Origin of the sequence: Candidatus Puniceispirillum marinum IMCC1322 (genome assembly GCF_000024465.1) — a bacterium.
Taxonomy (GTDB): Bacteria; Pseudomonadota; Alphaproteobacteria; order Puniceispirillales; family Puniceispirillaceae; genus Puniceispirillum; species Puniceispirillum marinum.
Window position 1 is genome coordinate 2,064,012 of sequence record NC_014010.1, and the last position, 12,313, is coordinate 2,076,324.

At 49.8% G+C, this 12,313-nt stretch carries 15 protein-coding genes; 5 read left to right on the forward strand and 10 right to left on the reverse strand.

Features of this window, described 5'->3' with window-relative positions; translation table 11 throughout:
- Nucleotides 1-18 precede the first annotated feature (18 nt).
- Complete coding sequence (locus SAR116_RS09575; protein ID WP_013046734.1) at nt 19-897, forward strand: prephenate/arogenate dehydrogenase family protein; 879 nt, start codon at nt 19-21, stop codon at nt 895-897.
- Here the strand turns inward: SAR116_RS09575 and SAR116_RS09580 are convergent.
- From SAR116_RS09580 to argH, 4 genes are all read right to left on the reverse strand, one after another.
- The gene (locus tag SAR116_RS09580; RefSeq protein ID WP_013046735.1) at nt 894-1,517 is read right to left on the reverse strand and encodes a YdcF family protein; all 624 of its coding nucleotides are present in this window, start codon (nt 1,515-1,517) and stop codon (nt 894-896) included. The genes SAR116_RS09575 and SAR116_RS09580 overlap by 4 nt on opposite strands.
- Before the next feature lie 151 nt (nt 1,518-1,668).
- A complete protein-coding gene (gene lysA / locus SAR116_RS09585; protein ID WP_013046736.1) occupies nt 1,669-2,928 on the reverse strand; it encodes a diaminopimelate decarboxylase in 1,260 nt (419 codons plus the stop codon).
- A 64-nt stretch (nt 2,929-2,992) separates the two neighbouring features.
- Nucleotides 2,993-3,124: an LPS translocon maturation chaperone LptM gene (gene lptM / locus SAR116_RS13885; RefSeq protein WP_274378514.1), complete on the reverse strand. Its 132-nt coding sequence runs from the start codon at nt 3,122-3,124 to the stop codon at nt 2,993-2,995.
- Between the two features lie 11 nt (nt 3,125-3,135).
- Nucleotides 3,136-4,560, reverse strand: a complete 1,425-nt coding sequence (argH, locus tag SAR116_RS09590; RefSeq protein ID WP_013046737.1) for an argininosuccinate lyase — start codon at nt 4,558-4,560, stop codon at nt 3,136-3,138.
- Between the two features lie 77 nt (nt 4,561-4,637).
- On the opposite strand from argH, the gene SAR116_RS13330 reads away from it, so the two are divergent.
- Nucleotides 4,638-5,183, forward strand: coding sequence for a TlpA disulfide reductase family protein (locus SAR116_RS13330; protein WP_190275436.1), 546 nt, complete (start codon nt 4,638-4,640; stop codon nt 5,181-5,183).
- On the opposite strand, the gene SAR116_RS09600 is transcribed toward SAR116_RS13330, so the two are convergent.
- The 6 genes from SAR116_RS09600 to SAR116_RS09625 all read right to left on the reverse strand — a co-directional run bounded on the left by SAR116_RS09600 (nt 5,180) and on the right by SAR116_RS09625 (nt 9,089).
- Nucleotides 5,180-6,112, reverse strand: a complete 933-nt coding sequence (locus SAR116_RS09600; protein WP_013046739.1) for an electron transfer flavoprotein subunit alpha/FixB family protein — start codon at nt 6,110-6,112, stop codon at nt 5,180-5,182. The two genes, SAR116_RS13330 and SAR116_RS09600, sit on opposite strands and share 4 nt — an antisense overlap.
- 2 nt (nt 6,113-6,114) lie before the next feature.
- Nucleotides 6,115-6,864: an electron transfer flavoprotein subunit beta/FixA family protein gene (locus tag SAR116_RS09605; RefSeq protein WP_013046740.1), complete on the reverse strand. Its 750-nt coding sequence runs from the start codon at nt 6,862-6,864 to the stop codon at nt 6,115-6,117.
- A gap of 78 nt (nt 6,865-6,942) precedes the next feature.
- Nucleotides 6,943-7,527 carry a cob(I)yrinic acid a,c-diamide adenosyltransferase gene (locus SAR116_RS09610; protein ID WP_013046741.1) on the reverse strand — a complete coding sequence of 195 codons (585 nt, stop codon included), beginning with the start codon at nt 7,525-7,527 and terminating at the stop codon, nt 6,943-6,945.
- Between the two features lie 33 nt (nt 7,528-7,560).
- On the reverse strand, nt 7,561-7,761 hold the full coding sequence (locus SAR116_RS09615; protein ID WP_013046742.1) for a twin transmembrane helix small protein: 201 nt from the start codon (nt 7,759-7,761) through the stop codon (nt 7,561-7,563).
- Nucleotides 7,762-7,801: 40 nt separating this feature from the next.
- Complete coding sequence (gene folD, locus SAR116_RS09620) at nt 7,802-8,695, reverse strand: bifunctional methylenetetrahydrofolate dehydrogenase/methenyltetrahydrofolate cyclohydrolase FolD (RefSeq protein WP_013046743.1); 894 nt, start codon at nt 8,693-8,695, stop codon at nt 7,802-7,804.
- A gap of 115 nt (nt 8,696-8,810) precedes the next feature.
- The gene (locus tag SAR116_RS09625; protein WP_013046744.1) at nt 8,811-9,089 is read right to left on the reverse strand and encodes a YggT family protein; all 279 of its coding nucleotides are present in this window, start codon (nt 9,087-9,089) and stop codon (nt 8,811-8,813) included.
- 223 nt (nt 9,090-9,312) lie between these two features.
- Between SAR116_RS09625 and SAR116_RS13335 the strand changes: the two genes are divergently transcribed.
- From SAR116_RS13335 to SAR116_RS09640, 3 genes are all read left to right on the forward strand, one after another.
- Nucleotides 9,313-9,978: an SCO family protein gene (locus SAR116_RS13335; RefSeq protein ID WP_013046745.1), complete on the forward strand. Its 666-nt coding sequence runs from the start codon at nt 9,313-9,315 to the stop codon at nt 9,976-9,978.
- Nucleotides 9,979-10,058: 80 nt separating this feature from the next.
- The gene (locus tag SAR116_RS09635; protein WP_041860897.1) at nt 10,059-11,453 is read left to right on the forward strand and encodes a hypothetical protein; all 1,395 of its coding nucleotides are present in this window, start codon (nt 10,059-10,061) and stop codon (nt 11,451-11,453) included.
- 203 nt (nt 11,454-11,656) lie between these two features.
- Nucleotides 11,657-12,280 carry a LuxR C-terminal-related transcriptional regulator gene (locus SAR116_RS09640; protein WP_013046747.1) on the forward strand — a complete coding sequence of 208 codons (624 nt, stop codon included), beginning with the start codon at nt 11,657-11,659 and terminating at the stop codon, nt 12,278-12,280.
- Nucleotides 12,281-12,313: the final 33 nt, after the last annotated feature.

Sequence of the window (12,313 nt, forward strand, 5' to 3'; positions counted from 1 at the left end):
CATTTTTAAAGATGAATCATGACAATTCTATATAATAAAGTGACGATTATCGGCCTTGGTCTGATTGGTGCTTCTATCGCCTTGGCCACCCGCCGTGCGGGTGTTGCCGGTCATATCACCGGATGTGATTCAGGTGACAATATTGCCGATGAGATTGCGTCGCTTGACCTTGTTGACAGTTTTGTGGCTGATGCAGGTGACGCTGTAAATGATGCCGATCTGGTGATTATGGCGGTGCCAGTTGGCGCGCTTGGCGCTCTGAGTGCCGCGATTATTCCGAAGATGAAGCCGGGCGCTGTACTGACTGACACAGGATCAACCAAACGTTCGGTCATGCGTGATGTTGCGCCCAATATTGCACCGCATATTCACTGGCTACCATCACATCCGATTGCGGGTACCGAACGGTCAGGCCCGTCGGCTGGTCATGCCACATTATTCGACGAACGCTATTGGATCATTCTGCCGCTTGATGTGCCTACGGATGTGGTTGACCATTTTGCCAGCTATATAGAGGCATTGGGGTCGATCAGCGAGCGTATGGAGCCGGATTATCATGACAAGGTGCTGGCCTTGACGTCGCATCTGCCGCATTTGATTGCCTATACGATTGTTGGTACGGCGGTTGATCTTGAAGGGCAGCTCAAAAATGACGTGATTCGCTTTTCAGCCTCGGGTTTTCGCGATTTCACCCGCATTGCGGCTTCGGATCCGGTGATGTGGCGTGATGTATTTCTGAATAACGACGAAGCCGTGCTTGAGATGCTTCAGCGGTTTTCCGAAGATCTGTCATTTCTGCAACGCGCGATTCGCTGGCAGGAAGGCGACAAGCTGGAAGAATTATTTACCCGGACACGTGAAATCAGACGCTCAATCATCGATGCCGGGCAAAGCTAGAGACGGATAATCTCGGCAACATATTTGGCATATTCACGGGTCAATAGACGGATAATCATCGGATCCTGCCACCAGCGTTCAACATCAAGCGCGTTCGGGCTAACTGCCCATTGGTGAATATCAACATTCGGTATCGCCCGGCTAAAGACAATTTCAGCACGTGGCATATGATAATTCGCCGTTACCAGGCGGATCGATTTCAGGCCGTTAAGATCAATCCATGCCCGCGCGGCCAAAGCATTGCCACGGGTGTCCAGCGCACCATATTCCAGCTCTACACAACAGAATAAAGCGCTAACCTGTTGATCATCGAGATTTAATTCCTGAACCAGAACGGCTTTATTGACGCCTTTGCCAACGCCCGAAATCAACACTTTATCGGTGGTACCGCTGACCAGCAGGTTCAAGCCTTCGACAAGACGTTGCTGTCCCCCTGTCGTCACCACAATGCCATCTGTGTGGTCAAGCTTGGTGAAATCGGTTTCGCCACGCGGTAATGTCAGAACGAAATGCTGAAATGACGCCAGCATAAAGGCCACAAGAATACAGATAACGGTTAGGGCGGTTTCGCGGTTGCGAAGCCTGCTAGCTAGCGACATGGATGTCTTTTTGTCTGACATATACCCATTACCCTTGGCTTTGAAACATATGATTACACCCAAGCCCTGATATCAATCATAGGACACCATCATAGCACTGGCGGCAGGTAATTACAAAATATGGCTTTGCTATGCGGCGATTTTTCGCCCCATTGGGTATCATGGGTGATGATCAGAATTCAGGAATTGATTCCTCGGCAAGATAGCTTTCAACCGTGCGTTTGGCACGCAGTTCATGTATCGCACCATCAAGAACCAGCACCTCGCCAGCTGGCGGGCGTGTATTATAGGCCGAGGCCATAACCGCGCCATAGGCGCCAGCAGACAAGACCGCCAGCAGATCATCGCTTGCCAGCGCGGGCATCATGCGGCCACGACCAATATAATCACCTGTTTCGCAAACTGGCCCAACAATGTCGGCTAGACCTATATCTGATCCAGCTGGTAAAACCGGCACGATTGAATGATGGGCTTCATAAAGCGTTGGGCGCAGCAGATCATTCATCGCCGCATCGACAATGACAAAGCGCTTATTATCCCCGTCCTTGATAAAGATAACTTTGGTCAGCAAAACGCCATTATTGGCAACGATCGCCCGCCCAGGCTCAAAGCCGAACTTGAAATCAGATTTGTTGAAAATGCGCGTTACCATCTCTCCATAGGCGGTGAAATCTGTCGGGGTGGCATGATCATAGTCAACACCAACCCCGCCGCCAAGATCAAGCACCGGCACTTCCAGCCCATCGGCGCGCAATGCCATACCCAGATCAAGCAAGGCTGTATAGGCCGTTTCGAAAGGGGCCATATCGCGTAATTGCGAGCCGATATGAACCGCCAGCCCCGATGGGGTAATATGCGGGTCTGCTGCCATCACACGATATAGGTCGGCGGCTTCGTTCTGGTCGGTTGAAATGCCAAATTTGGTATCACGTTGCCCAGTCGAAATTTTGGCGTGGGTTTTGGCGTTAACATCAACATTGACGCGCAAGGCAACAGGTGCCACAACGCCCATGGATTTGGCAACAGCGCTGATCATGGCAACTTCAGCTGGCGACTCGGCATTGATCTGGCCAATATTGGCGGCCAGAGCCTGTTCGATTTCAGCTTTGCTTTTGCCAACCCCCGAAAAGACGATATCCGATGCCGATATGCCTGCCGCCAGGGCGCGGCTGAGTTCGCCGCCTGAAACGATATCTGCGCCTGCTCCTTCATGTGCCAGCAAAGCCAGCACGCCAAGCGCCGAATTTGCTTTCATGGCAAAATGTACCTTGCCGTTTACCGGCGCGATGGCGGCGGCAAAATCACGATAGGCATCACGTATTCCAGCACCCGAATAGACATAAAGCGGGCTATCATAAGCGGCGGCAATCTGTGAAAGTGGCAGACCGTCAACAGCTAGCTCACCACTATCTAATCGGTTAAAGGCACACATATCTAATCCTCGCGCTTTTCAGTTTCGTGAGCGCAACACGCTTAGATGTTACAAAGATATTTATCTATTCGGTCGCAGTTTCGGTTTTTGCCGGCACATCCGAAGGACGATAGGGATCACCCCGCTTGCCACAAGCTGTCAGACCGGCAACAGCAAGAAATGTTACAAGACAGGTTATCATGAGTTTGTTCAACATGATGCGCTCCTTTATCTTTCAATAGCAAATCGTGACCGGGCATCGGCTATACGTGCTTTTACCTCAACCGGGGCCGTGCCACCAAAGCTGGTACGGGCGGCCACCGCGCTTTCGACGGTCAGAATACCCATGATATCAGCTTTGATCCGAGGTTCGACAGCTTGCATGTCTTCGAGGCTAAGTGCATCAAGATCGCATCCTTTTGCCGCCGCCAGCGCGACAATCGAACCGCTGGCATGATGCGCCTCGCGAAAGGGAAGCCCAAGTTCGCGCACCATATAATCGGCCAGATCGGTTGCGGTCGGAAAGCCCGTTGTCAGAGCATCGCGCATCGCATTCTTATTCGCGGTCATGTCACGCACCATGCCACTGGTGGCGGCAATGGCAATTGCCAGTGATTCGACAGCGTCAAAAACGCCTTCTTTATCTTCCTGCATATCCTTGCCATAGGCAAGGGGCAGACCTTTGAGAACGATCAGCAAGCCATTTAGCGACCCGATAATCCGTCCAGGCTTGGCGCGCACCAGTTCGGCGGCGTCGGGATTGCGCTTTTGCGGCATGATCGACGAGCCGGTGGTAAAGGCGTCGGACAGGCTGATGAAAGCGAAACGGTCAGATGACCAAATCACCATTTCTTCGGCTAGCCGTGACAGATGCACCGCGCAAATCGAAGCCGCGGCCAATAATTCCAGCGCAAAATCACGATCTGAAACCGCATCCATGGCGTTTGCCGCGGGCCGGTCAAAGCCAAGCAGTTCGGCAGTCTGGGCCCGGTCAATTGGAAATGACGTGCCAGCTAGTGCCGCCGCGCCTAATGGCGATTCATTGAGCCGCACCCGTGCATCGGCAAAGCGCCCACGATCACGACCTAGCATCTCAACATAAGCCATCAGGTGAAAACCAAATGTTACTGGCTGGGCGGTCTGTAAATGCGTAAAGCCGGGCATGATCGTGTTACAATGCTCATCGGCCTTATCGAGAAGTGACGCTTGCAAGGCTGCCAGCGCATCATCGAGCGCATCGATGCTGGCACGTACCCATAATTTAAAATCGGTGGCCACCTGATCATTACGCGAGCGTGCGGTATGCAACCGTCTTGCCGGTTCACCAATCAGGTCGGCAAGCCGGGATTCGATATTCATGTGAATATCTTCCAATGCCGCGGAAAATTCAAAGTCACCAGCTTCAATTTCGGTGATGATCTGGCTGAGCCCGTCATGAATGGCGGCACAATCAGCATCACTGATGATGCCGCATGCGGCCAGCATGGTTGCATGGGCTTTCGACCCATCAATATCCTGACGGTATAATTGCTTGTCATAGGCAATCGACGCATTGATATCCTGCATTAATTGCGATGGCCCTCTTGAGAAACGCCCACCCCAGATGCTAGACTTTGCCGCATCACCGACTGCTGTTGTGTCTTTTTTGCTCATTTCACTAACCAGATAGCTGTATCACCATGCTTTATACGCGGCTTTTGCCGAATTATCAGCCAAAAACATGCGCTAAAATGACAGCGTTGTCGCGCCGTCAGTTTGCCAGTGTCATTGGTGTCACATTGTTGGTGCCTTTTTTACCTGTTTCGGCTGGTGCAACGCCGATGCCGGATGTGCACCCCACCCCATCGATGCAGGCCAAGATTCTGGATGTTGAAGGACAAGCGTTCCAGATTAGCGACTTCAAGGGGATACCGGTTCTGGTGAATTTCTGGGCAACATGGTGCGCGCCCTGTATCGCCGAATTGCCAGCCTTGAATCAGGCGGCCATCAGCCTTGCCGACATCAATCTTGTCATTTTGCTGGTTTCGATTGATCGCGGCGGGCCAGACAAGGCGCTACCATTTTTGCAGGATCGTGGGATTGTCGAAACAGATGGCAAAGCCGGTATGCGTTTCGGGTTTGACCGTAAAGCAAATCTGCCGCGCGAAATGGGTGTTAGCGGGGTGCCAACCAGTTTTCTGTTATCTTCGGATCAGGCAAAAAGCTGGTTATTCAAAGGTCCATACGAATGGGATCAGCCAGAAATGCTGACCCACATTCGTTCATTGGTTGGTTAGCCCAGCTCTTTTTCGAGTTCAGGCACGGCATCGAACAGATCGGCTACCAAACCGAAGTCAGCAACCTGGAAAATAGGTGCTTCATCATCCTTGTTGATGGCGACAATCACCTTGCTGTCTTTCATGCCAGCCAGATGCTGTATCGCGCCGGAAATGCCAACAGCGACATATAGATCGGGTGCTACAACCTTGCCAGTCTGGCCAACCTGATAGTCATTTGGCACAAAGCCCGCATCAACAGCCGCACGCGAGGCACCAACAGCGGCCCCCAGCTTGTCGGCAACTTTTTCCAGCATGGCAAAATTAGACCCGTCCTGCATGCCGCGCCCACCCGAAATGACAATTGGTGCTGATGTCAGTTCCGGACGCTCGGAGCTGGAAAGCTCGGATTTGACATAGCTAGACAAGCCTGCATCTGCACCAGCGTCGATGGTTTCAATGGCCGCGCTACCGCCTGTGGCCGCGACCGCTTCAAAAGCAGTACTACGAACCGTGATAACCTTGGTAGCTTCGCTTGATGACACGGTTGCCAGCGCATTACCAGCATAGATCGGGCGCTGGAAAGTACTGTCATTTTCAACTTTGATAATATCGGAAATCTGCATCACATCCAGCATGGCAGCAACACGTGGCATGATGTTCTTGCCAGTTGTTGTGGCGGGTGACATCACATGTGAATAATCACCTGCAAGCTTGACGATAAGGGGTGCCAGATTTTCAGCTAGACCATGTGCATAGATAGCCTCATCAGAGACTAGAACCTTGTCAATGCCAGCAATCGTGGCGGCAGCCTTGGCAGCATCACCGCTGGCATCACCTGCCACCAGCATATGAATATCGCCACCAATTTGCTGCGCTGCCGCAACAGTGTTCAAAGTTGCGCCAGCTATCTGTCCGTCTTCATGTTCGCATAGAATAAGAATAGCCATGATTATATAACCTTTGCTTCATTTTTAAGTTTATCGACAAGTTCACCTACATCCGACACTTTGATACCCGCCGAACGGGTTTCAGGCTCTTCGACTTTGACGGTGGTTAGACGTGGGCTAACGTCAACACCAAGCTCTTCGACGCTGATGCTATCAAGCGGCTTTTTCTTGGCTTTCATAATATTAGGTAATGACGCGTAGCGCGGCTCATTCAGGCGCAGATCGACCGTCACAATCGCGGGCATGGCAATTTCCAGATGCTCAAGACCACCATCGACTTCGCGGATGATCTTGGCCTTGTCCCCACCAAGCTCAATGCCGGAAACGAATGTTCCTTGCGCCCAGCCAAGCAATGCGGCCAGCATCTGACCAGTCTGGTTGCAATCATCATCAATCGCTTGTTTGCCAACCAGCACCAATTCAGGGGCTTCTTTATCGACAATGGCTTTCAGAAGTTTGGCAACCGCCAGCGGTTCAACATCATGCGAGGCTTCGATATGGATGCCACGGTCAGCCCCCATGGCCAAAGCCGTACGGATGGTTTCCTGATTCTGGCTTGGGCCAATTGACACGGCAACAACTTCGGTGGCTGTGCCTGCTTCACGAAGACGCAATGCCTGTTCAACAGCAATTTCATCAAATGGATTCATTGCCATTTTGACATTAGCCAGCTCGACACCAGACTGGTCTGCTTTGACTCGCACCTTCACGTTATAGTCGATCACCCGTTTTACCGGTACCAATATTTTCATTCTATTTCTCCAGTTCGAAAACAAACCTAGCTAAGATTAGATGAGCCAAAACTAGACTGACTACCATAAAGAATCTGTCTAATTCTGCCCAGAATTTTGTCCGGGACGCCATAAAACGTCAGTCTTGCCATTTTCATTCAGCCGTCGCGCCAGAACAAACAGATGATCTGACAGACGATTGACATATTGCATGGCTGGCACATTGACAACTTCTTCGGCGGATAATTCGGTCATATGGCGTTCCGCACGGCGTACAACGGTACGTGCCAGATGCAACCATGCTGACGCGTTGCTACCCCCCGGCAGAATAAAGGAATTGAGCGGTTGCAGATCTGCATTCATCATATCAATCTCATCCTCCAGCCGCTGCACCTGTATTTCGGTGATCCGCAAGGCAGGCTGGTCGGTTTCTGGTGTGGCGATATCAGCACCCAGATCAAACAGATCATTTTGAATCCGTCCCAGCATGGCATCGGCCTCTTGCATGGCAGCATCTGCGGATGCGCCACAATGCAGACGCGCCAGACCAATAACCGAATTGGCTTCATCTACTTCGCCAAATGCCGAAGGTCTTCGGGCATGTTTGGATACGCGCATGCCATTGACCAGACTGGTGTCGCCGCCATCGCCTGTGCGTGTATAGATTTTGTTCAGTTTAACCATGGGAACCCCATATAATCTCTGGAAGATATATTATCAGCCGTTTGTTTTACGATACCACATGAGGCCAAGAATAATGATGAGCGCGAGGGCCTGAAAAATAATCCTGTAGCGCATGATGCGGTTTGAATTTTTAACATTATAATCACCACCGCGTGCCATTGTCATCACGCCCCATCCAAGAATAGCCGCAACAATCAGTAAAGCTGCGATTAAGATAATCTGATCAATCGACATGCTATTCCTGGCTCCTTAAAGAATAATGGGTCGCTAGTTGCTATATGTCAGCAATATCGACATTGAAACGCCGCGCCGCCGCAACAGCTGTATTACGCAAAAGACAGGCGATGGTCATCGGCCCAACACCGCCTGGTACAGGCGTGATCGCACCAGCCTTAGCGGCAGCCGAATCATAGTCAACATCACCAGTCAGGCGGAATTTACCTTCGCCGCGCTCGGGTGCTGCAACACGGTTAATGCCCACATCAATGACCGTCGCGCCTGGTTTGACATAATCACCATCAATCATTTCAGCACGGCCAACTGCCGCTACCAGAATGTCGGCACGCGCACAAACCTCTTTGAGATCCTTGGTACGCGAATGCGCGATCGTCACAGTGCAGCTTTCCTTTAGCAGTAACTGCGCCATTGGCTTGCCGACAATATTCGACCGGCCAACAACAACGGCATTCAGGCCTGACAGGCTGCCAAGCTGATCACGTAATAACAACAGACATCCATAAGGCGTGCAGGGCACCAGTGAATCCTGTCCAGTGGCCAGCAAACCGGCATTCACCACATGGAAACCGTCAACGTCTTTTTCCGGTGCCACGGCATTGATCACCGCATCTTCGTCAATCTGGTCAGGAAGCGGAAGCTGGACAAGGATGCCATCGACAGCGTCGTCGTTATTCATCTCTTCGATAAGTGCCAACAAAGTGGCCTGATCTGTATCAGCGTCAAGCCTATGTTCGATCGAGCGCATGCCTGCCGCCTCGGTGCGTTCGATTTTATTACGCACATAGACTTTGCTTGCTGAATTTTCACCAACAAGCACAACAGCAAGCGCCGGGGGACGGCCAATCGCATTCTTGATTTTGCTGGCTTCTACAGCAACGGTTTCAACCAGTTTTTCCGAAAATGCTTTTCCGTCGATGATCTTTGTTTCCATGGCTATTTATAACTCCCCTGTAAAATATATCTTATAATTATTGGTTATATATGGATATGCAGACGCAATTAAATAGATAGTGGTGCTAGGTCTAAGTGACGCAGGTGATTATGGCTTAGGCAAGGCTGTTGATAAGCAAATTTCGAATGAACTGCGCGGCTAAAAACAGCACAATCGGACTTAGGTCAATGCCCCCTATATCAGGTAAATAGCGGCGCACCTGACGCAAAATTGGTTCATGCAAACGCGCCAAGACATTGATGATCATGCGCACGGCAGGTTGCCATGGATTGATGATTTTAAACGCAATAAGCCAGCTCGACATAATGTAGGCCAGAAGCGTCCAAATATAGATATTTATGATCTGGTCGATAAGTATAATGACCGCATACATGCTGTTATCTCGCTTTATTCATTTATGTTCGCACTCTAAACCCAAGCGGTACGCGATTTCAATCCCAACATAGTATCAATAATCATACTTTAAATGAGCTTGCCCTTTTGATTATCAGTTGGTTTGACAAACACTGGCCGAGGGTTGAATTATTCTATTATACCCATAGATACAAAGATGATCTGTATTCGTGACAGATAGGAAACACCGCAAGGATTTGCAATTGTCTGAAAAACACCAAAATAACCCGCCTGAAAATGAACAGCATGCCGGTGCAGGCCGTGGACATAGCCAAAGACCTTTTCTTTTGATTGTTGGCATATTGTTATTTGCCGGATTGGCAGGCGGTATTTTCATGCTCGCCAATCGACAGGCAGAAACAAGCGGACTGGGATTTCCAGATTTTGAAGACTCGTCTTTCACACTGCTTGACCAGAACGCGCAGAAGGTTGCCAATGCCGATTTTGCAGGGCGTCCGATCGCATTGTTTTTTGGCTATAGTTATTGTCCGGATGTCTGTCCGATGACGCTAACCGTACTTGGCAGTGCGCTTGATGAGGTCAAAGCCGCCGGAATGTCTGGTGATGATTTACAAATACTGTTTATGACTGTTGATCCGGAACGTGACACGCCCGAACAGCTTGCCGCTTATCTCAGCCTGTTCGATATGAAGGTGACCGGACTAACAGGTGATAAAACGTCTGTTGCCAAAGCGCTTGGTAATTTTGGGGCCTATGCCCAGCAGGTCGAGACCAGTTCGGGTGATATTCTGTTTGATCATAGTTCGGCGGTATATCTGTATCGCGCGAATGGAAAATTCAAAGGTACGATCGTTTATAATGAGCCACACCGTTTTGTTGTCGAAAAGATAAAATCGATTCTAGAGTGAATCAACACTCAAAAAACATAATAAAATTAAATAGTTGACTAACTTTTCGTTCTGCCTTTCAATTTCCTGCGGAAGATAGGTTGAAAGATGGTGAATTATATTTCGTGCGCGCGATCATCTCATCACTATTTATATCAGCTTGTTATTATCTCGCCATTGGCATGATGGCTTTGACATCATATGCCGCCTGCGCTGCACCTGACTCGCAGTCATTAGAAGAACATAAAAACACGCATAGCCATGCTATCACGCATGTTCCTGCGCTATCGGATGAAGATATTTTATCTTACGCCGCTATGATCAGGCGCGTTTCTGACAAAGGTGCGGATGATGCCGCACTGTCATTGGCAAAAAGAGGCACGGAGCTGGTGCCTGAATCGGTGCTTTTGCGCATCATTCTGGCAAAACTTTACATTGACGCCAGACAATGCCGACGCGCTGTTCCGCATCTGACCTATGCGCATGATATAATGAATCGGCAATCAGAACGATTTGCCAACAGCCGTCACCGTCAGGTAATTGATCGCCTGCGGAAACTGTGCGCATCAACTATCCAGAATGTTGCTTTCATGTCGATGAAAGGGCAACGTTCGTCGTCTTTGCTTGACCGGCTTGGTGGTGACATTGTGCCAATTGACAAAGGGTCACTGTTTGATCGCTATTGTCAGGCGCTGGGATCTCTATGTGCGCATCATGGCCATGCTGACCTGAAGCAAGGTGATCGTGGCGGTACGTCAATCTGGCTTCATGTTGGCACGATGAGCCGAATTCGGAGCTATGACGTATGGACGCCTACACTCAGGACACATATTTTTCACAAGCTGAATAGCAAGCCGCATTACGGATTACGGGGTGCAAAAATACAGTTGGATATGAAGCGGCGTGTTGGTGATAAAAAACGATTTGATGCCAGCCTGTCAGCGCAATCAGCGATTGCCCAACAAGGTGCCGAAAGACCAAAGCAAGCCCATGAGGCATGGCGTATGGGCTTGACTCTGCGTCATTTCATGACCCAAAAAACAAATATAGGTACAGGCATAGCCCACATGCGAATCCAGCAGAATATGCGCCATAGCAAACGATTTGAGACGCGTCTGGAAATCGCCACCAAGGTCACAAACTATCTGCAAGCCGAAGCCAGCGTGATATGGACAAGAACATTGAGAAAAAGCGGGGCTTTATCATCGCTTGGCCGGGATGTGCATTGTGGCGTATCTCTGGATCTGACCCCATGGATATTTACTGGGTCAAGCATACGTCAGACAAAGACAGAGTTTGCCAGACCGCTGGCCTATTTACGTGAAGCCCATCAGGTCAGCCGTCGGGAGTTTGCTACGAATATTGGTGTTCATCTGACAAAGGATAAAACCTCACTGATTGACCTGCATTTCGTTCGTACCAAATCCGTATCACATTACAGTCCGGATCATTTCACCAACGATGCGGTAATTATCTATTTCCAGCATATTTTCTGAAAGATACCAGCAAATATATAAGTAAATTTATATTTATTTTATGGTTGAAAAACACTTGATTAGATAAAGCGCGGATCGCTTCCATAAAGATTATTCATGAGTACTATATACCTCGAACCAGACATTTATCTGGACGAAAATTTTGTAATATGCCGACGTGAGATCTGATGATGGGTTGATACTCGGCTGGAAGGAAATCCATCATGAGAATTCTATTTGGCTATGCGAATGGCGTATGTCGTGACTTTGTGCAGAATCACTTACTTGACGATCTTTCAAAAATTCAGGTCATGACCGCAAGCACACTTGGTCAATGTATCGAACTGACTGGTGACGCCAAAGACATAGATGTAGTGGCGCTGGATCTTAATATGCCGGATATGAAAGGCGTGCAGGGGCTGTCGCGGATGCGGGGGGCGTTACCGAATGAAGTGCCTGTCGCGCTGATGGGTCACACGCTTGACCCTCAACAGATGCGCGACGCTTTACGCCTGGGTGCCGCTGGGTTTTTACCTTATTCAATGACATCGGATGCTTTGCTTAGCGCGTTACGCCTGATGGCCAGTGGCGAAATTTTTATTCCGGTGAGTGTCGCCGAACATGTTCAGATCGCCAAGCCATCCACTGCTAAAGACACATTCCTTAGCAAGCGCGAACGTGAAGTGCTGGATGGTTTGCTGTCTGGACATTCAAACAAGCAAATTGCCGAACGGATTGGTCTCAGCGAAGTGACCATCAAATATCATCTTAAAAGCCTGCGCTCAAAACTGGGTGCCCGCAACCGAACGCATGCGGCTTTGCGCGCCATCGAACTGGGTATCGGATAGCCGCGATCATCTATCGATCTTCGTTTCACTTCG

Bases quoted from the DNA above. Each gene is read 5' to 3' on its own strand.
- SAR116_RS09625 (WP_013046744.1), bottom strand. From the start codon at position 9,089: ATGTATGCGGTCATTATACTTATCGACCAGATCATAAATATCTATATT.
- SAR116_RS09600 (WP_013046739.1), bottom strand. From the start codon at position 6,112: ATGGCTATTCTTATTCTATGCGAACATGAAGACGGACAGATAGCTGGC.
- lysA (WP_013046736.1), bottom strand. From the start codon at position 2,928: ATGTGTGCCTTTAACCGATTAGATAGTGGTGAGCTAGCTGTTGACGGT.
- SAR116_RS09580 (WP_013046735.1), bottom strand. From the start codon at position 1,517: ATGTCAGACAAAAAGACATCCATGTCGCTAGCTAGCAGGCTTCGCAAC.
- SAR116_RS09640 (WP_013046747.1), top strand. From the start codon at position 11,657: ATGAGAATTCTATTTGGCTATGCGAATGGCGTATGTCGTGACTTTGTG.
- SAR116_RS09615 (WP_013046742.1), bottom strand. From the start codon at position 7,761: ATGTCGATTGATCAGATTATCTTAATCGCAGCTTTACTGATTGTTGCG.
- SAR116_RS13330 (WP_190275436.1), top strand. From the start codon at position 4,638: ATGACAGCGTTGTCGCGCCGTCAGTTTGCCAGTGTCATTGGTGTCACA.
- lptM (WP_274378514.1), bottom strand. From the start codon at position 3,124: ATGTTGAACAAACTCATGATAACCTGTCTTGTAACATTTCTTGCTGTT.
- folD (WP_013046743.1), bottom strand. From the start codon at position 8,695: ATGGAAACAAAGATCATCGACGGAAAAGCATTTTCGGAAAAACTGGTT.
- SAR116_RS09610 (WP_013046741.1), bottom strand. From the start codon at position 7,527: ATGGTTAAACTGAACAAAATCTATACACGCACAGGCGATGGCGGCGAC.
- argH (WP_013046737.1), bottom strand. From the start codon at position 4,560: ATGAGCAAAAAAGACACAACAGCAGTCGGTGATGCGGCAAAGTCTAGC.
- SAR116_RS09575 (WP_013046734.1), top strand. From the start codon at position 19: ATGACAATTCTATATAATAAAGTGACGATTATCGGCCTTGGTCTGATT.
- SAR116_RS09605 (WP_013046740.1), bottom strand. From the start codon at position 6,864: ATGAAAATATTGGTACCGGTAAAACGGGTGATCGACTATAACGTGAAG.